Source organism: Gluconobacter cerinus, from assembly GCF_002723935.1.
Classification (GTDB): domain Bacteria; phylum Pseudomonadota; class Alphaproteobacteria; order Acetobacterales; family Acetobacteraceae; genus Gluconobacter; species Gluconobacter cerinus.
This window is the reverse complement of the sequence record NZ_BEWM01000005.1, coordinates 213500-230801: the sequence shown is the minus strand read 5'-3', so window position 1 is coordinate 230801 and position 17302 is coordinate 213500. Positions and strand designations below refer to the sequence as shown.

15 protein-coding genes are annotated in these 17302 nt (G+C 57.9%); 8 read left to right on the top strand and 7 right to left on the bottom strand.

Going from position 1 to position 17302, the window contains the following annotated elements; translation table 11 throughout:
- Positions 1 to 29 precede the first annotated feature (29 nt).
- Together GCE01_RS12930 and GCE01_RS12925 are read left to right on the top strand one after the other, a co-directional pair.
- Positions 30 to 1133, top strand: coding sequence for a divergent polysaccharide deacetylase family protein (locus GCE01_RS12930; protein WP_099213194.1), 1104 nt, complete (start codon positions 30 to 32; stop codon positions 1131 to 1133).
- On the top strand, positions 1130 to 1642 hold the full coding sequence (locus GCE01_RS12925; RefSeq protein WP_099213193.1) for an RNA pyrophosphohydrolase: 513 nt from the start codon (positions 1130 to 1132) through the stop codon (positions 1640 to 1642). Before GCE01_RS12930 ends, GCE01_RS12925 begins: the two co-directional genes overlap by 4 nt.
- On the opposite strand, the gene GCE01_RS12920 is transcribed toward GCE01_RS12925, so the two are convergent.
- From GCE01_RS12920 to GCE01_RS12910, 3 genes are read right to left on the bottom strand one after another with little or no spacing between them, the layout of a single operon-like run.
- The gene (locus GCE01_RS12920) at positions 1600 to 3354 is read right to left on the bottom strand and encodes an ABC transporter ATP-binding protein (RefSeq protein WP_099213192.1); all 1755 of its coding nucleotides are present in this window, start codon (positions 3352 to 3354) and stop codon (positions 1600 to 1602) included. The two genes, GCE01_RS12925 and GCE01_RS12920, sit on opposite strands and share 43 nt — an antisense overlap.
- Positions 3355 to 3410: 56 nt before the next feature.
- Positions 3411 to 4616, bottom strand: a complete 1206-nt coding sequence (locus GCE01_RS12915; protein ID WP_099213191.1) for a CCA tRNA nucleotidyltransferase — start codon at positions 4614 to 4616, stop codon at positions 3411 to 3413.
- Positions 4613 to 5200: a DUF1285 domain-containing protein gene (locus GCE01_RS12910; RefSeq protein WP_099213190.1), complete on the bottom strand. Its 588-nt coding sequence runs from the start codon at positions 5198 to 5200 to the stop codon at positions 4613 to 4615. The genes GCE01_RS12915 and GCE01_RS12910 overlap by 4 nt, the downstream gene beginning before the upstream one ends.
- 94 nt (positions 5201 to 5294) lie before the next feature.
- On the opposite strand from GCE01_RS12910, the gene GCE01_RS12905 reads away from it, so the two are divergent.
- The 5 genes from GCE01_RS12905 (at position 5295) to GCE01_RS12885 (ending at position 12736) form a co-directional block, all read left to right on the top strand.
- Complete coding sequence (locus GCE01_RS12905) at positions 5295 to 6323, top strand: AAA family ATPase (protein ID WP_046901207.1); 1029 nt, start codon at positions 5295 to 5297, stop codon at positions 6321 to 6323.
- Between the two features lie 5 nt (positions 6324 to 6328).
- Positions 6329 to 7255: a DUF58 domain-containing protein gene (locus GCE01_RS12900; RefSeq protein ID WP_099213189.1), complete on the top strand. Its 927-nt coding sequence runs from the start codon at positions 6329 to 6331 to the stop codon at positions 7253 to 7255.
- Positions 7252 to 10002 carry a DUF4159 domain-containing protein gene (locus tag GCE01_RS12895; protein WP_099213188.1) on the top strand — a complete coding sequence of 917 codons (2751 nt, stop codon included), beginning with the start codon at positions 7252 to 7254 and terminating at the stop codon, positions 10000 to 10002. The genes GCE01_RS12900 and GCE01_RS12895 overlap by 4 nt, the downstream gene beginning before the upstream one ends.
- Positions 9999 to 12047: a hypothetical protein gene (locus tag GCE01_RS12890; RefSeq protein WP_099213187.1), complete on the top strand. Its 2049-nt coding sequence runs from the start codon at positions 9999 to 10001 to the stop codon at positions 12045 to 12047. Before GCE01_RS12895 ends, GCE01_RS12890 begins: the two co-directional genes overlap by 4 nt.
- 77 nt (positions 12048 to 12124) lie before the next feature.
- Positions 12125 to 12736 (top strand): ankyrin repeat domain-containing protein, encoded by a 612-nt coding sequence (locus tag GCE01_RS12885; protein ID WP_099213186.1) that lies wholly within the window; start codon positions 12125 to 12127, stop codon positions 12734 to 12736.
- A gap of 90 nt (positions 12737 to 12826) precedes the next feature.
- On the opposite strand, the gene GCE01_RS12880 is transcribed toward GCE01_RS12885, so the two are convergent.
- From GCE01_RS12880 to GCE01_RS12865, 4 genes are all read right to left on the bottom strand, one after another.
- Positions 12827 to 13912, bottom strand: a complete 1086-nt coding sequence (locus GCE01_RS12880) for a site-specific DNA-methyltransferase (protein WP_046901202.1) — start codon at positions 13910 to 13912, stop codon at positions 12827 to 12829.
- A complete protein-coding gene (locus GCE01_RS12875; RefSeq protein ID WP_099213185.1) occupies positions 13909 to 14532 on the bottom strand; it encodes a ribonuclease HII in 624 nt (207 codons plus the stop codon). Before GCE01_RS12875 ends, GCE01_RS12880 begins: the two co-directional genes overlap by 4 nt.
- A gap of 147 nt (positions 14533 to 14679) precedes the next feature.
- A complete protein-coding gene (locus GCE01_RS12870) occupies positions 14680 to 15303 on the bottom strand; it encodes a DUF4339 domain-containing protein (protein WP_099213184.1) in 624 nt (207 codons plus the stop codon).
- Between the two features lie 62 nt (positions 15304 to 15365).
- Positions 15366 to 15656, bottom strand: coding sequence for a CsbD family protein (locus tag GCE01_RS12865; RefSeq protein ID WP_046901199.1), 291 nt, complete (start codon positions 15654 to 15656; stop codon positions 15366 to 15368).
- Positions 15657 to 15946: 290 nt separating this feature from the next.
- Here GCE01_RS12865 and GCE01_RS12860 point away from each other — a divergent pair, with 290 nt between their 5' ends.
- Positions 15947 to 17290 (top strand): efflux RND transporter periplasmic adaptor subunit, encoded by a 1344-nt coding sequence (locus GCE01_RS12860; RefSeq protein WP_099213183.1) that lies wholly within the window; start codon positions 15947 to 15949, stop codon positions 17288 to 17290.
- Positions 17291 to 17302: the final 12 nt, after the last annotated feature.

The window sequence follows — 17302 nt, the reverse complement described above, 5'->3', positions numbered from 1 at the left end:
CCGTAGAACGACACAGGACAGCCCAGACCGTGCAGAACCGTCCCGCTTCATCCCGCTCTGGGCTCTGGAGCCGCCTTCCCGTGATCGGGCGTCTTCTGATCGTGTTCTGGGGTGTCGTCCTGGTTGGTGGCACGTCAGCAGCCCTGATGCTTCGGCATCAAACACCTGCTGACGTGCCACCAAAAAAAAACGAAACTGCTCTGGCGCTACCGTCACACCCGCCAGAAAATACTGCTTCCGGTGAGAGGACATCCCCCCCGGCGACGCCGATAAATCAGAATTCCAAAGCCGCTCTCAACGCAAATTCATCGGTCTCACCAGTGCAACCTGCGTTAGCGATAAAAACGTCGGAAATGCCGCCCCCGATTGCGCAGATAACCCATACCGATCTGGCAACAATTACAGCTTCAGGCAAAAGCGTTGTGGCCATCGTGCTCGAAGGTTTCGGGTATTCAGACGCCATGACATATGACGTCCTTTCCCGAATCCCCGAGCCCGTTGCTGTCGGTGTCTCGCCCTATCTTGGCAATCTGACAGATGTCCTGTCTCGAGCACACGCGGCCCATCGCGAAACTTACGTCACACTCCCCATGCAAAGCGCTCATCCAGAGCAGGTTGACGAAGGCCCTCATGCGTTAGGCTATGGCAATTCGGAAGCGGAAGACCGACAGGAACTGGACTGGTGCCTCTCGCAGGCTAAAGGGGCCACAGGTCTAACCGATGCCGCCGAGGCCGGAGACAGCCAACCGGCAGACGGCTACGCAACTACGCCTGCATTTCAATCTCTGGCAGATACGATTTCCAGTCGTGGCTTTCTATATATCAGCAGATCGTCGCAGGAAGACCGTCATATCCGGGGTATGACAGCGTCCACGTGGATCAATGGTGACACAGATGCCAAAACGCTTGACGCAAAGTTTGCAGCCCTAGTCCCAGACGGGGCCAAGCCCACCCATATTCTGTTGATGATGGGGCCGCTGACACCCGTCGCAATCGACCGCCTTGAAGCATGGTTGAAAAGCCCGGCGGCAGAGCGTTTCATTCTGGTCCCACCCTCCGCACTTGCCGATAACGGCACGACGGATCATCAGGCATCCATTCAGTCAACAAACATCCAGACGGCACCCCTATGACCGATTTTTCAGACCTGCCCTACCGCCTCAATGTTGGCGTGGCGTTGTTCAATCGTCATGGAGAGCTCTTCGTCGCCCGTCGCGCCGATCTTCCTGGGGATATCTGGCAATGTCCCCAGGGGGGTATTGATGACGGAGAAGACCCGCAAACTGCGGCCTTCCGTGAACTTGAAGAAGAAACTGGGTGCACGAAGGCGACACTGCTCGCAGAACGGCCGGACTGGCTGTCCTATGATCTTCCTGCTGCCCTGATTGGTCGCGCGCTAGGCGGAAAATTCAGAGGCCAGACACAGAAATGGTTTGTTCTCGGATTTGATGGGGAGGACGGGGATATCCGTCTGGATCTTCATCTCCCGCCCGAGTTCGATACATGGGAATGGATTGCCCCTGAGGATCTTCTTCAGCGCAATCTGGGGTTCAAACGAGAGCTTTATGAAAAGCTCCTGCCTGAACTCAAAAACCTCTATCAGGCCGCTTCAAGAGACTGGCTTCGGACCAAGCGGGCGTAGAGGCCGTTCTTCTTGAGCAACTCCGCATGAGACCCAGATTCAACGGCCTTGCCTCCATCCATCACAACGATAACGTCGGCAGCCTGCACGGTTGAAAGTCGGTGCGCCACAATAACAGTGGTGCGACCTGTGCGAAGCGTACCGAGAGCTTCCTGAACACGAGATTCACTCTCGGAATCCAGCGCGCTTGTTGCTTCGTCCAGCAATAGTACGCGCGGGTTACGCAGAAGAGCCCGCGCGAGAGCAACACGCTGTCGCTGTCCCCCTGAAAGGCGCCGTCCCCCCGGCCCAACACGCGTTTCCAGTCCATGTGGAAGATTACCGAGAAAATCGACAGCCGCCATCCGACAGGCGTTCTCGACTTCTTCCCTGCTCGCATCCGGGCGGCCAATCCAGATATTCTCCATGAGCGACATATCGAAAAGCGTCGTGTCCTGACTGACATACGCAATCGCATCACGCAGGGACGATACACGCACGTCCCGGATATCTACGCCTTCCAGCAGAATACGCCCTGCCGTCACGTCATGCAGACGTGGGATCAGGGAAAGTGCAGTTGATTTTCCCGCACCACTAGGGCCCACCAGCGCGACTGTTTGCCCTGGTTGAACATCCAGGGTCAGACCGGCCAGTCCGACACGCCCATCTTCGTATTCGTAAGACGCCTCTTCGAAAACCAGATGTCCAGTTCCAGATGGGACCGTCAGAGCGTCCGCCCGTTCGACAACTGCAGGAGGCTCATCAATCACTGCAAAGACACGAGACAGCCCGGCCAATCCTTCCTGCATCGCCGTATTGAGAGAACCCAGAGCCCGAATGGGGCGCGCCGCGGTCAGCAGCGCTGTGATGAAAGCTGTGAAATCACCAAGCGTGGCGCCCCCCATGGCGGCACGCCACCCGGCGAAGCCCAGCACAACGGCAACTGCTGTACCTCCCAGAACTTCCAGAACGGGATCGACGCGTGCACGTCCCTTCGCAATCCGCAGAAAAGCAGTGTGCAACAGATCCAGAGAATGATCGACGCGCTCGCTTTCCCGACTTTCCATCCGGTAAATGCGCACCTGACGCGCCAGGGCAAAGCTCTCATTGAGGAGCGCAGAAGTCTCGCCAATCTGCTCCTGCATTCCCCCCGAAGCCCGACGAACCTTTTTACCAAGCTTCTGAATTGGCACTGCTGCGACGGGATAAAGCACCAGGGCAATCAGGCTAAGTTCCCAGTCAGCCCAGATCATGGCTGCTACAAGCCCGACCACAGTAACAGCGTCGCCCAGCGCATTCACGACCCTAACCATGGCTTCACGGATCGAAACAGCGTCTGTCGTGAAACGTGCGGCCCACTGAGCAGGCGCTTCGCGCTCAATGCGCGAAATGTCTGTTTGCAGGGCATGTGCGAACATCCGCGACTGAAGCCCACGGATAACAGTCAGTACCAGCCCCTGAACGGCAATTGTCTGCCCGTACTGGGAGGCAGCCTTGAGGGTCGTCACAATCACAACGAGTGCCGGCACCTGGTAGAGAATGCGCGGGTCCTGAGCCGCAAACATGTCTACAGCGCGTTTGATCACCACTGGATAGAGCGCCGTCAGTCCTGCCATCAGAACCGTCAGCACAACTACGCTCACAATCTGGCGCACGTGATGACGCATTTCATCACGCCAGATCCGTCGAATCAGAACCTGGCTGTCTGTATCAAGGGCTGTCTTTCTGCTCATTCGAGGGGGTTTAGCAGGCCTCTGCAAAAGCACGAAACCGCGACGACACCATATGCCTACTCTGACGCTTCTCCCATCTCATCCAGAAGATACGCCATGCATGCGTCTCGGCCCGGAAGGCACCCGTGGTTCATCCACCACAAACGCCCCTTAGCCAACCACTGCCCCATGCCTGGGCCTGGCATAATCCCGGCGTCTCTGGCCTCTTTGCCTCCAAGCGGGAACACAGGTTGTGGTTCCTGAGTCAGACGATCTCGCAGCCTGTTCCATTCAATACTTGGGACACCAATCAGCGCAGCCTGCAACAGCCAGCTTCTGTCCAGCAAAACAGAAAGGTTTTGTTCCACACGTGCCCGCCGGATATCGTCAGCAGACATTGCGGGTGCCAGATCTGGCCGATCAGAATCAAACAAACGCAGCCGGTCACGATCCGCATTGGAGAGCCTTAGACGCTCTGCCAATAATTCACCTTGCCCATGACCGAGAGCCGATAGCCGCAACACTGGATCTTCTGGAGCTTCACACATCAGAAGCCGCCGTAACAAGACCAGATTGGGTGCAGGGACAATCCGAGCCAAAAGGCCAACGTCCTGCATAGCCTGCAACGTTTCCTGTATTCTTGGTCCCGTCAGAATCCGCAGGAGTTCTGAGGCAATCCGTTCGGCGGACAAGCCATCAATCAGATCAAGCCGTTCCGCAATCGCCGTGCAGGCCTCATGATCGGGTGTTCCCCTGCCATAGCGCGCATCGAAGCGAAAAAATCTGAGCGCCCGCAGAGCATCTTCCTCAATGCGACGCCCGGCGTTTCCAACAAATCGAACGTGATGGGCTTCAAGATCCTGGCTGCCCTGGAAATAGTCATGCAGACGATCATGCCGATCCAGAGACATCGCGTTGATGGTAAAATCGCGACGTGCAGCGTCCTCTTCCCAGCTTTCTGTCCAGGCAACAACAGCATGCCGACCATCCGTCTGCTCGTCACGCCGTAGGGTTGTAATTTCGTACGGCACACCCCGAATCACAGCCGTCACAGTGCCATGAGATAATCCGGTCGGAATAACCCGGACTCCGTCAGCCTTTAGAATGTCCTGTACGATGTCGGGGGGCTCAGGCGTTGCCACATCCAGATCGTGCACGGAGATGCCGCGCAGCAGATCTCTGACGGACCCACCCACCAGGCGTGCCTCTGGCAGGAGCCTCCACAAAACATCCAGACCACCCCGGTCGTCCAGACGGGCCAGAAGTCCGGATGTCTCCATCATGGTTGGCGGGATAACGGGAAGAAACAGTCCTGACTCCAGACGCCCAGACACGGCTTGCCCTCAACATGGCCCTGCACGGCAAGAGCCGCGAGCTCAAAATGGACGGAGCGGCTGATTCGCGCCTGGATCGGGAAATCACCTTCCCCGTTTCTCACATGAACGTAAGGAATGGCGCCACACTCATCGAGCGGACGGTCCCAGTCACACGCGATAGGGTGTTCCGGCCCCACGCAAACGAGTTCGTCCATATTGGTGCGGAAACAGAGCGTCTGGTGGCGCCCACAACTTCCCCGAAAGTCCATTTCAACGGCGATGTAGGGGACGTCCTCGACCTGAATAACCCCGCTTTCCATGGGCGTTTTCAGCCAGTACGTGCCTTCGCTATCGCGTGTCAGCATGGACGAAAACATGCAAAGCATCGCCTTGCGCGTCACGGGAGACCCCCGATACAGCCAGGTGCCATCCCGACGAATCAGAAATGGAATTTTCCGGACACCGGTAGCCGGTGCTGGAGCCGCATCAGCAGATCCCGTCGCGGGGAAAACGTCAGATGGGGAGACATCCCGACAATCATGAGCGCTCAATTTTCCCTCCGGTTAAAATGAAAACTTCTCTTCTCACACCAAGTTGGGTGCAATCGAGCCTTGATGAAACCCCCACACCTGTCAGACTGGTGATATGAGCGAGCAGCATTATTCTACCGGCGCCTCCGCCGGAACCCTCCGGGGCGAAGCAGATGTGGCCGAGGCCGATCGTCTGGCCCCTGTTCTCCGCGATGTCCACACAGCTATCGGCAGTATCGTGCTGGGACAAGACCGGGTGATCGAGCAGGTTCTCGTCACGATCCTGTCTGGCGGTCACGCACTTCTGATGGGCGCGCCGGGCCTCGGCAAAACCCTTCTCGTCAACACGGCCTCCCGCGTGCTGGGCCTGGATGCCACGCGTATCCAGTTTACGCCTGATCTGATGCCGTCAGACATCACGGGTGCTGAAATCCTGGATCAGGACGTCAACGGACAGCGGGCGTTCCGATTCCTTCCTGGCCCGATCTTCGGACAGCTTGTACTAGCGGATGAAATCAACCGCGCGAGCCCCCGCACGCAGTCAGCCCTGTTGCAGGCCATGGCAGAACACCGCGTAACGCAGGGTGGCAAGGATTACATTCTTCCAAGCCCCTTCCACGTTCTCGCAACACAGAACCCGATCGAGCAGGAAGGCACCTACCCGCTGCCAGAAGCCCAGCTCGATCGATTCATGCTTCGCATTCCTTTGGATTTCCCAAATCGGGACGCAGAGCGCCAGATGCTCCTGCAAACAACGGGCGCCACAACGGCACAGGCACCGACGCTTCTGAACGCCGAATCCCTTCTGGCAGCGCAGGCCCTCGTTCGTCGACTTCCTGTTGGCGATAAAATCGTTGACGCAATCCTGAGCCTGACGCGCGCCCTTCGCCCAGAAGACCCGTCTGCTTCTTCCGAAGTGCGGGATGCCGTTTCTTTCGGCCCAGGTCCTCGCGCCGCGCAGGCCCTGATGATTGCGACCCGTGCCCGCGCCCTGCTGAACGGCCGTCTTGCCCCCAGCCTGGACGATGTCATCGCGCTCGCAGAACCCGTCCTCTCACACCGTATCGGTCTTGGCTTCGGTGCGCGGGCCTCCGGCGTAACAGTCGAAGCCCTGATCCGCGCACAGGCGCAAACGATTCTCTGAACCCTGTGAAAAGTCCGATTGAAACGCTCCGAGGCCTGTTCTCTTCCCAGAACAGGCCCTCTCCCGCCTCTCTCACGGCACCAGCCGAGCGGCTCGCCCTGCCGGCTCTGCTGCTTCAGGCCGAAAAGATTGCAGCCAGCCTTCAGGCCGGCGCACATGGCCGCAGACGTTCCGGGAGTGGAGAAGACTTCTGGCAGTTCCGTCCCTATCACTCTGGGGAACCGGCAACGGCCATTGACTGGCGGCAGTCCGCACGCTCTCCCATCGAAAATAGCTTCTGGGTGCGGGAACGGGAGCGGGAAAACGCGCAGTCTCTGCTCGTGTGGTGCGATCCTTCTGCATCCATGGACTGGCGGTCTTCCAACCAGCTCCCCACCAAACGGGAGCGTGCTCAGCTCTGTACACTGGCATTGGCCGGTGCGGCTCTCCGCGGTGGTGAACGGGCTGGCCTTCTGACAGGGCCAGAAGCCGGACGCGTTTTTGGTGGAGCTCAGGTGCTCAGCCGTCTCGGCGAGGCTCTCCTTCACTCTTCGACGGATGAACCAGAACTTCCTCCACTAAATGCGCTGTCACCTCAGACAGATCTGGTTCTCATCAGTGACTTTCTTTGGGAAGAAGACCGGATCGAAGCCGTTCTCAAGCATTGTGCCAGTCGGCCTGTCCGCGTCCATCTGCTCTGCATTCTGGATCCCGGCGAGCGTTCCCTTAATCAGACAGGACGAATCCGCTTTTCCGGTCTTGAGGGCGGTGTTCTGACCCTTCCCGCCGTGGAAAGTCTCAATTCAGCTTATGAACACGCGGTCTCAGCGCATCTGGATGCGTTGAAAGCAAGTGCAGCAAACCTGCATGCCGACTGCATTGTGCATGAAACATCGCAGGATCCGCTCCCTGCGCTACTGGCCCTCCACCTCGCCATGGGAAGCGGACGATGATTTTTCTTTCGCCTCTTCTTCTGCTTGGTCTACTGGCACTTCCAGCGCTGTGGTGGCTTGTCCGCGCGACACCTCCTGCCCCGCAGGAAAAGTCCTTTCCATCACTGCTGCTGCTCCGCCGCCTGACGGCGCAGCGAGAGGATGCAGCCCGTTCGCCTCTTTGGCTCCTGATTCTCCGGATTGCCGCAGTTGCACTGGTTATTTTCGGCCTTTCCCGTCCCGTCCTCATTCCACACAGTTCTGGAAAGACGAACGGTCCCTTCCTCATTGTTATGGATGACGGATGGGCCGCAATCCCGCACTGGAATGAACGCGTTGCAGCGGCTCTTTCCCTTGGACAATCAGCTCTCCGCAGCGGAAACCCGGTAACACTTGTTCGTGCAGCCCGCTCCCCCGATGGCGCGATGCCAGAGCCTTTCGTCACGAGAGACAGCCACGCTCTTTCGGAACGTTTTGAGCACATGCGCCCTCAGCCCTGGCCGGTTGATCGCGCAGGGCTGGCTGACGAGCTTGGCCATATTGATCTGTCGAACCAACATATTACTCTGCTGTCTGACGGGGTCGCCGCCCCTCATGACGAAGCTCTGCAAAACACCCTTAGCAAAGCAGAAGCCGTGCAGGATATGCGCTGGAACCCCTGCGATGTTCTACGCCTGAGTGCCAATCAGGAGGCAAACGGCACTCTTCATGCGAAGGTCGAAGGGTTTTCCTGCCCCAGCCGGACAGTTACGGTTCGTGCCGTTGCAGGGAATGGCGGGACCTTGGCAGCATATCCGGTTCAGATTGGCGAAGACAAAATACTTCCGCTACCTGCACTGCTTCGTAACCAGCTGGATCATTTCGCTGTAGAAGGCCTGGCAGGCCCAGCGACAACAGTGCTGAGAGGAGACGTCGGACATCGTCGCCCTGTTGGTCTCCTTCAGACGCCCGGCGACAACACACCGCTCATTGGTTCAGCATTCTTCCTTAACCATGCGCTCGATACACTCTCGGAACGCCGAACCGGTGACGCGAGCGCTCTGCTCGGTTCGTCACTTTCCGTCTTGGTGGCCACCGATGGTTCCCTCTCTGGCGACCAGACCCGCAACCGCGTTCTGGAGTGGGTCCGGCATGGTGGAATGCTTATCCGCTTTGCTGGCCCGGGCCTTGCAGCCGCTCAGTCTTCGCAACAGGATAACGCGACCGACGACGCCCCGGATGCTCTGCTGCCCGTTCCCCTGATGAGCGGTATGCGCCAGCTTGGGGGGCCGATGTCCTGGGGCAAGCCTCAGGCTCTGGAAACTTTCCCTGCCACGTCGCCTTTTGCTGACCTCGCCATTCCGCCAGACATGACAGTCTCACGACAGGTTCTTGCGAAGCCAGAGACGGGCTTGCAGGATCACGTCTGGGCTGCCTTGGCAGACGGGACGCCGCTGGTCACGGCACGGTCGGAAGGCAATGGAGAAATTGTCCTGTTCCACATCACAGCTTCTCCTGACTGGTCCAATCTTCCCATTTCCGGCCTGTTTCCACAGATGCTGGAGCGTCTGATCGAGCGCTCCGCAGGCGTGACTGGCACGAGCCCCACCGATCTTACCCCTTGGCGCACACTGGACAGCACCGGCGGCCTCACTATGCCTCCCGCAGCAGCCAGGGCCGTCAAAGCCAATGCTCTTGCCACCACAGAAGTCAGCGTCACTCACCCAGCAGGGCTCTATGGTCCCGCCCACGGAACACGCCCACTGAACCTGTCAGACCACGCCCCCCCTCTTCGGGAAGAGGCGCTCATGGGAACGCAACTTACGCCCGAAGGCGCGTCGCCAGATAGGCCGCTTGGCCCATGGCTTCTTGCCACCGGACTGCTGGTCCTGCTTGTGGATTTTGCATTGTCCCTGCGACGGCGTGGACTGCTTGGCCCTCTGTGTGGTGTACTTGTGGTACTTTCGTTCCAACAGGCCCAGGCTCAGCAACCAGTCCCCTCAGCACTCCCGACAACGGTGCCGCAGGCCGCATTGGAGACCCGGCTGGCTTACATCGTCACTGGGAATGACGATGTGGATACAGCTTCCCGAGAGGGGCTTCAGGGGTTGTCTGACTATACAAGTGCCCGAAGCTCTGCCCTTCTTGGGCACCCTGACGGTGTTGTTCCCGGGAAAGATGATCTGGCATTCTATCCGCTCATCTACTGGCCCATTACAGCAGATGCACAACCGGATGCCGCTCGCACCAAAGCCCTGAACGCCTTCATGGATCACGGCGGGATTCTGCTGATTGATCAGCAGGGCGCCGGCACGGATATGGATGCAGGATCAGGAGGCGCCGTGAGAGCCGCTCTTAAGCGCGTCACGGACGGACTGACCATTCCTCCTCTTGCCAAACTCACGGACAAGCACGTTCTGGGGCACACGTTCTATCTGCTCCACAGCGGCTTCCCGGGGCGCGTCAATGGGCAGCCCGTTTATGTGGCTCGTAACGGAGATGAAGCGAACGATGATGTCAGTCCTGTCATCATCGGCAACGGAGACTGGGCTCATGCATGGGCTGTCGATGCGTCCGGCAACCACCCTTACGCCGTTCTCCCCGGTGGCGATGATCAGCGCACACAAGCCTATCGTTTTGGCGTCAACATGGTGCTCTACGCCTTGACCGGAAACTACAAGAGCGATCAGGCCCATTACCCGGAAATGCTCCATCGTTTGGGGCAGGACAATCCTGACACGCAAAGCCCCTCCGTCGGCACGGACGAAGACGAGGAGGACGCACCATGACGTTCGACCTTGCCCCCATGCTTCCACTTTGGCTTCTGGCTACTGTGGGCGCACTCATCATTCTAAGCGCCCTTTACGGTCTGGTGCGTGGTGCGCGCGGGATGGTCTGGCGTGCATTGGCCGTTCTGATGCTTCTGGGCTGGATGGCTGGACCGCGCTCCCTACACCCGGTTCTTCGACCTGTTCCACAGGATGCCCTCCTGATCGTGGATCATTCTCCGTCCATGCAGGTTGGGCAGCGTGCGTCTCTCGCAGATCAGACAGCCAATCAGATCACGCAGGATGCAACGCACCTGCCGGGCCTGACACTTCATCGCATTGATGTGCCGGGAGGCTCAGGCCACGGAACGCGCCTGTTTGACGCGATGGATCACGCGGATCTGCCGCAAGGTCGTTTTGCCGGAGCCATCGTTGTCACGGATGGCATGGATCATGACGTCCCATCACGGCTTCCAACTCGCTTTCAGGGCCCGAACGGACAGAGACTACCGCTTCATCTGGTTCTGGCGGCAAGGGGAGAAGAAACGGACCGTCGTCTGCGAATTTTGAGCACTCCGCCGTATGCCATTGTCGGCCAGAACGCGACCATTCGCCTTCAAGTCGACGATCTGGGAACGCCTGCCCCCGCGACAACAACCCTGACCGTCCGTGCGGGAGACGCTCCTGCAACAACTCGCACAATCCAAACAGGCCAGCCGCAGGATATTACCGTTCCTGTCCAGCATCCCGGTGAAACACTGGTTGGCCTCTCCGTCTCAGCCCTCCCGGGCGAGGCCTCTACTCTGAACAACAACGACGTCATTCGCATTCGCGGTGTTCGGGACCGGCTGCGCGTTCTGCTGGTTTCTGGCGTGCCGAACCAGAGTGAGCGTGTTTGGCGCCGTCTGCTGAAAGCGGACCCGTCAGTCGATCTGGTCCACTTCACCATTCTCCGCTCCCCGAGCACAGATGATGGCACACCGCTTTCGGATCTGGCGCTGATACCTTTCCCCATCAGGGAACTGTTTCAGGAAAAAATCCGCAGCTTTGATCTCATTATTCTGGATGGATTTCGCAACAGTAATATCCTGCCGGAAGAGTATCTGACGAACATCGCGGATTATGTTCGCCGTGGTGGTGGCCTGCTTATCACGGCGGGGCCGGAATTCGTGCAAGATGGCTCCTTGCAGGACACGACACTGGCTCAGGTTTTTCCAGCACATGTCCCAACCGATGGTCTCGTAACGCAGGCTTTTCGTCCGGCCCTGACAGAGCTTGGCAAAGCTCATCCGGTCACTGCAGGACTGGGAAACAGCACTGACTGGGGCCCTTGGTACCGTTCAGCGAAGGTGGATCAGTCCCACGGCCAGAATCTAATGAGCGGCCCCAATGGCTCACCTCTCCTTCTGCTTGACCGAGTGGATCAAGGGCGCGTGGCGATGCTGCTGTCTGATCAGCTCTGGCTCTGGTCCCGTAGTGAGGGCGGCGGCGGTCCACAGGCTGAGTTGCTGCGCCGTCTTTCGCACTGGCTCATGAAGGAGCCGGATCTCGAAGAAAACCGGCTGAGTGCCCGCATTGAAAATGGTCAGCTTGCGGTGGACCGTCACGCATTGGGTCAGACAACAATAACACCACAAGCCATGGTCACCTTTCCGGACGGACACACCCAGCCCCTCCCCATGACACGCGGAAAAGGCCTTTGGCATGGCACAATGCCTGTAACAGGCAGCGGGATCTGGACCATCCGGCAAGATGGCCTCGTGGCCTTCGCCAGCCCTGCCGCACAGGATATTCTTGAACGGCAGGACCTCCGCGCGACCGCAACAGTTATGGGCGCAACGGCCAAAGCATCGGGCGGAAGCCAGAACTGGGCAGGAATCGGTATTCCTCATCTGCGTCAGGTCACAGCTGGTCAAGATCTCTCCGGCTCCGGGTGGATCGGCCTGCCTGTGAGTCAGGCTGCGGTAGCAGGAGAGACGCGTACACAGGACCTTGTTCCGGCATGGCTGGCGTTGGTTCTGGCGCTGATATTCCTTGGCGTGGGCTGGTGGCGGGAAGGACGTTGATATTGCAGCATGTGACAAGTTGCGGACGACGATTCTGGAGACTCGCACAGGACTTCAGATCGCAGTATATTGACCCTATGCGACTGCCCCTCACCCTGCCCCGCCTTCTGCTGATTGCCGCTTTGGCAGCCACACCGACAATCTTCGTGCCCTGGCACTCTGCCCATGCGCAGGATGCCGATGACGCGGAAGCTGAACAGGATGCGGAAGAATCTGCCAAAAAGGCAGAAGCCCGCAAGGCTGCCAAACGTGCAGCCCCTCCTTCAGCCCTGCCAGGTGCAGAGGCCGCAGATGACGACGCAGGTCATGCGCGTGTGGACACGAACCCGACGACAGCTCTCTTCGACGCCATCAATCGCGGTTCGCTGAATGCGTCCAAGGAAGCCTTGAATCGCGGTGCTGACATGAATGGCCACAACATTCTTGATCAAACCCCGCTGGATATGGCGATTGACCTGAACCGCAAGGACATCATGTTCCTGCTGCTTTCCATGCGGACCTACAATCCGGATGGACGTCTGGAAACAAGTGTTAAGGATAGCGGCGTGCAGATGAAAGGTGGCAGCGGTCACCTGACAATTGGCGGCAAAGCCTCGACAGCAACGCGTGCGGCGCCTTCTCCTCATTTCGATGAAAAGGGCGGTACCGCTGATCCGGCATCCGGCTTCCTTGGATTTGCAGGACGCTGATTTCCTAACGTTTTAGAACCAGAAAAGGCCTGAAGGAGAGTTCTCCTTCAGGCCTTTTTTATAATCTGCTTTCCAGAGCGGAAGGGCGCTTTAGCCCACGTTTCGCAGGGCAACGCTCTCCTGGCGCAGAATATCAATTGGCACCATTTCTCCGTCCCGCTCAAAGAACCAGAACGTCCATCCATTGCAGGAAGGTGCATTGGTCAGCATTGCGCCCAACTTGTGAATGGAACCACGCTGATTGCCCGATACCAACGTGCCATCTGGCGTAACCGTTGCCTTCAGACGCTTCTGACGATCATACAGTGCCGTTCCCGCAGGTAAGACACCCGTTTCCACAAAGCTCCCGAACGGGATCCGTGGAATATCGCGCTTGGCGGGCGTAACAGCAACATGCTCGGACGTCAGACGTTCCTCGCGGGCAACCCGCTCACGCGCAGCCTTGACATAATCGGGGTGACGTTCAATTCCGACGTAGTGACGCCCCAGTCGCTTGGCCACCGCAGGTGTCGTGCCACTGCCACAGAATGGGTCAAGCACGACATCCTCAACATTCGTGGAAGCCACCAGCACACGATGCAGAAGGCTTTCCGGCTTCTGCGTCGGATGCAGCTTCAAACCGTGTTCGTTCTTGAGGCGCTCGTTCCCCGTGCACAACGGCAAGTACCAGTCCGATCGCATCTGAAGGTCGTCGTTCAGCGCTTTCATGGCCTGATAATTGAAGCGATAACGGCTCTGCGGGCTCTTGGCAGCCCAGATCATCGTTTCATGAGCATTCGTAAACCGGCGTCCACGAAAATTCGGCATTGGGTTGGATTTGCGCCAGATGATGTCGTTCAGGATCCAGAACCCAAGATCCTGAAGAATAGCACCAAGACGAAACACGTTATGATAGGAGCCGATCACCCAGATCGTGCCGTCCTTGTCCAGAATACGATGTGCTTCTGACAGCCACTCACGCGTGAATTTGTCGTACGCCGAGTAATCGTCGAACTTGTCCCAGGCATCATCAACGCCATCAACGACAGTTTCGTCCGGGCGCCGAAGTTCGCCGCGAAGCTGAAGATTATATGGCGGATCGGCAAAGATACAGTCCACGCTGCCATCCGGCAGGGTCTTCATCGTCTCCACGCATTCACCACGCAGGATCTGGTCCACTGGGAGTTCGCCGGTCATGCTGCGTGTGCCTCTGCTTCAATCATGTTTCGAATAGGCGCAAATCCGCGCCTGTGATGGGGCGTCACACCCTGTGTTTTCAGGCCGCTCATATGAACAGCGGTGCCATATCCGGCATTGCGCTCCCATCCATAGGCATCATGCCGAACGGCAAGACGGGCCATCAGGCGGTCTCGTGTAATTTTTGCGATAATAGAGGCTGCCGCGATGGAGAGGCTGATGCCATCTCCACCAATCACCATCTGAATGGGACAGGGCAGCTTGGGTGCGTGCTTGCCATCAACCAGCGCGAGATCCGGCATACGACCCAACCGGTCCAACGCTCGTCTCATGGCCAGGTGGCAAGCCTGCGCAATGTTGATCTGTTCAATTTCCGTGACAGAGGCTGCGCCCACCCCAATCAGGATGTTCGACGCCTGCATCAGCAGGTCATAGGCGACCATACGACGCTTCGCTGTCAGTTTCTTGGAATCATCAAGAAGGCGCGAAAGCATTTCATCAGGGGGAGAGGTGAACGCAACGGCTGCTGCGACTACAGGTCCAGCCAGAGGACCACGCCCGACTTCGTCGATCCCGACGACCAGCCCGCCATGGGCCGCTTCAAGGGCGTAATCTGGCATTCCTGAACTTCTCCCCGACCAATCCGGTCAATCAACTGACTACCGAATCGGTTTTGAATCATGGCGACTCGAAAGGGAAGCCCAAAAATGGGTTATTTTTCAGAATAAGTTGTCAAGTGTGCCTCGAAAGACTCTTTCTCGTGCCTTTCAGAGGTTTTCCTGCTCGCCGTCGCCTTCCGCGGGGTCCTGAGGAGCACTGGTCACATGGTGACCATGCTTCACCTGCTGCTGTATTTCCGGCCAACGGCTGAGGGTGTCACCGATGTTGAACACGAGCAGCACAAGGCTCACGACAAGAAGTGATCGGCCTCGCCCAGTGACCTGACGGCGGCGCCAGAAATATCCGGGCAGGAAAAGCCACCACCAGAACCCCGGCGGTGTGGCGCCCGTTTCCCGGATCGAGTTCCGATCCATAAAAAACGCCGTAAAGAACAGGCCCAGCACCAGAAGACTAACCACGGACATCGTGTTCATACGGTCGGCTTCTGCCACATGCCGCCAGTCCATGATGTAGAGCGTCACACGTCCCATGATCCACGGGCCAACAAGCAGCGCCCAGGCCCAGTGCTCTGAAATTTCTGCGGAAGGACGCACAAGTCCGGTCAATGGCGATACCAGCCCGGCGGACGACGCCGGACGCCAGGAATCCCCAAAGGTTGACGTCCAGACCAGCGTCTCCGGACGAATCCGCTGCTGCATGATCAGACGCAGAATTTCTTCACGGGATACGGGCCCTGTCTGCTGCCCGTTATTCTCGTAAAACCATTCCATAGAAAAAGCCTCCCGGATTACTCCGGGAGGCTTCTAGCACACGAAGTAATGCGTGTGTGAAATCAGCTGCTCTTGCGACCGAACAGCAGGCCGCCAACAATCATGCCAACGACGGTGGCAATGACGATGGAGATAAGCGGACGGTCCTGAACGAACGCCGTAGCAGCTTCAAGCTTCGTTTCGCCTTCGTCATAAAGATCAGCGAATTCCTGCTGAGCCATGCCCGAAAGCTGGTCAAACTTGCCCTCTGCCTGCGTGGCCGTGTCACCCGTCAGACCACCAACGCCGTCCTTGACCTTGCCCTTGACTTCATCAAGAAGGCCCTCGGCCTTTGTACCTGTCGTATCAGCCATGTCTGTATCTCCTTATCCGGATATGATCCGTTCCTGCCTTAAACGGCCCACGGACCATCGGGTTTCCATAAGGATATGGTGCGAGCGTGAAATGAAGCAAGAGAGAGATTGCCTTGAAAAGCAATCTCTTAGCCTTCCATGTTTCAAATTCGTTGCTGAACCTGAACAGGATTTAAGGTCCCGTCATGGCAGCATTGCATTCGCTGCACTATAAGAGAACAACTGACGGAAGGATGCCGTTTCTCAGGCGCATTCATGCCAAAAAGCTGTACGGGAAAGACAGGACCACTATGGACGAGCAGACGGCCGGACCCAGCGACCGCCACCAGAGCATCAACGCCCAGTCCCCCACACCAGCCCGACGCCCCCGCCGTCGCTGGCTGCTATGGGGCACAATTGTTCTGGTGATTCTGCTGATCCTTTTTGCAGTCCTGCGGACGCATGGATCTCATTCCGGAAAATCGCGCAAAAACGGCGCAGCGGGCGATACGCAGCCTGTTGCAGTTGCCACGGTGCATACAGGCGACATGCCTGTGATCCTGCAACTGATTGGCACCGTCGTTCCCGTGACGAACGTGACGATTACACCGCGCGTGGATGGCCATATTCTTGATGTTTATTATCAGGAAGGCCAGCACGTTAAAAAGGGCGATGAACTGGAACTGATTGATCCACGTCCGTACGAAGCAATTCTTGCCCAGTACAAAGGAACACTTGCAGCTGACCGCGCCCAGCTTGAAAAAGCCCGTGTGGACAATGCCCGTTACCAGAAGCTGATCCGTCAGAATTCGACATCCGCGATGACGGCCCGGGATCAGGAATTCACGGTTCAGCAACTTGAAGGCACCGTGAAGTTCGACGAAGCCAACGTCCATAACGCCGAACTGAACGTGATGTACTGTCACATCATTGCCCCGGTTGATGGTCGCGTCGGTATCCGTGTGCTCGATAAGGGCAACTATGTTTCTGCCGGCCAATCCGGCGGCCTGACAATCCTGACGCAGATGGAGCCAATCTCCGTTATCTTTACTGTGCCGCAGAATCAGATCGGCCCGGTTGCTGACCGTCTGCGTGAAGTTCAGGAACTTCCGGTCGAAGCCTGGAACAGCGATAACACCCAGAAAATCGCCACCGGCACCGTGAAGGCGCTGGACAGCCAAATCGACACGTCCACCGGCACGGTCCGTATGCGTGGCATTTTCGCCAATGAAGACGAACGACTGTTCCCGAATGAATTCGTGAATGCCCGCCTGCTCGTCAATACACTGCACAATGTTCTTATCGTGCCAGGTAATGCGCTTCAGACAGGCCCGGACGGTCAGTTCCTTTATGTTGTGCAGCCCGACATGACTGTAAAGGATCTTCCGGTCAAGGTTGGCGAGACGGACGACAGCAACGCCGTCATTCTGTCCGGTGTGAAAGCTGGTGATCGTGTCGTGACTGATGGCGTGAGCCATTTGCGCCCGGGTCAGAAAATCTCGATCCCTGACACTTCCGCACCCACGACACAGAATGCTGCTGCTGAAGCCAAGACGGCGGAGACCCATCATCGCCATAGCAATGGTCAGCAAAGCACTGATGCCGCCAAGCGTGGCAATGATCCGTCCGCAGCCGATGTCACCGGCAATCACTGACCGCTCACAGGG

Excerpts from the sequence above, each read along its gene's own strand:
- GCE01_RS12920 (WP_099213192.1), bottom strand. The coding sequence starts at position 3,354 with ATGAGCAGAAAGACAGCCCTTGATACAGACAGCCAGGTTCTGATTCGA.
- GCE01_RS12905 (WP_046901207.1), top strand. The coding sequence starts at position 5,295 with ATGAGCGAGCAGCATTATTCTACCGGCGCCTCCGCCGGAACCCTCCGG.
- GCE01_RS12895 (WP_099213188.1), top strand. The coding sequence starts at position 7,252 with ATGATTTTTCTTTCGCCTCTTCTTCTGCTTGGTCTACTGGCACTTCCA.
- GCE01_RS12915 (WP_099213191.1), bottom strand. The coding sequence starts at position 4,616 with ATGATGGAGACATCCGGACTTCTGGCCCGTCTGGACGACCGGGGTGGT.
- GCE01_RS12875 (WP_099213185.1), bottom strand. The coding sequence starts at position 14,532 with ATGCCAGATTACGCCCTTGAAGCGGCCCATGGCGGGCTGGTCGTCGGG.
- GCE01_RS12925 (WP_099213193.1), top strand. The coding sequence starts at position 1,130 with ATGACCGATTTTTCAGACCTGCCCTACCGCCTCAATGTTGGCGTGGCG.
- GCE01_RS12885 (WP_099213186.1), top strand. The coding sequence starts at position 12,125 with ATGCGACTGCCCCTCACCCTGCCCCGCCTTCTGCTGATTGCCGCTTTG.
- GCE01_RS12860 (WP_099213183.1), top strand. The coding sequence starts at position 15,947 with ATGGACGAGCAGACGGCCGGACCCAGCGACCGCCACCAGAGCATCAAC.
- GCE01_RS12865 (WP_046901199.1), bottom strand. The coding sequence starts at position 15,656 with ATGGCTGATACGACAGGTACAAAGGCCGAGGGCCTTCTTGATGAAGTC.
- GCE01_RS12870 (WP_099213184.1), bottom strand. The coding sequence starts at position 15,303 with ATGGAATGGTTTTACGAGAATAACGGGCAGCAGACAGGGCCCGTATCC.
- GCE01_RS12880 (WP_046901202.1), bottom strand. The coding sequence starts at position 13,912 with ATGACCGGCGAACTCCCAGTGGACCAGATCCTGCGTGGTGAATGCGTG.
- GCE01_RS12890 (WP_099213187.1), top strand. The coding sequence starts at position 9,999 with ATGACGTTCGACCTTGCCCCCATGCTTCCACTTTGGCTTCTGGCTACT.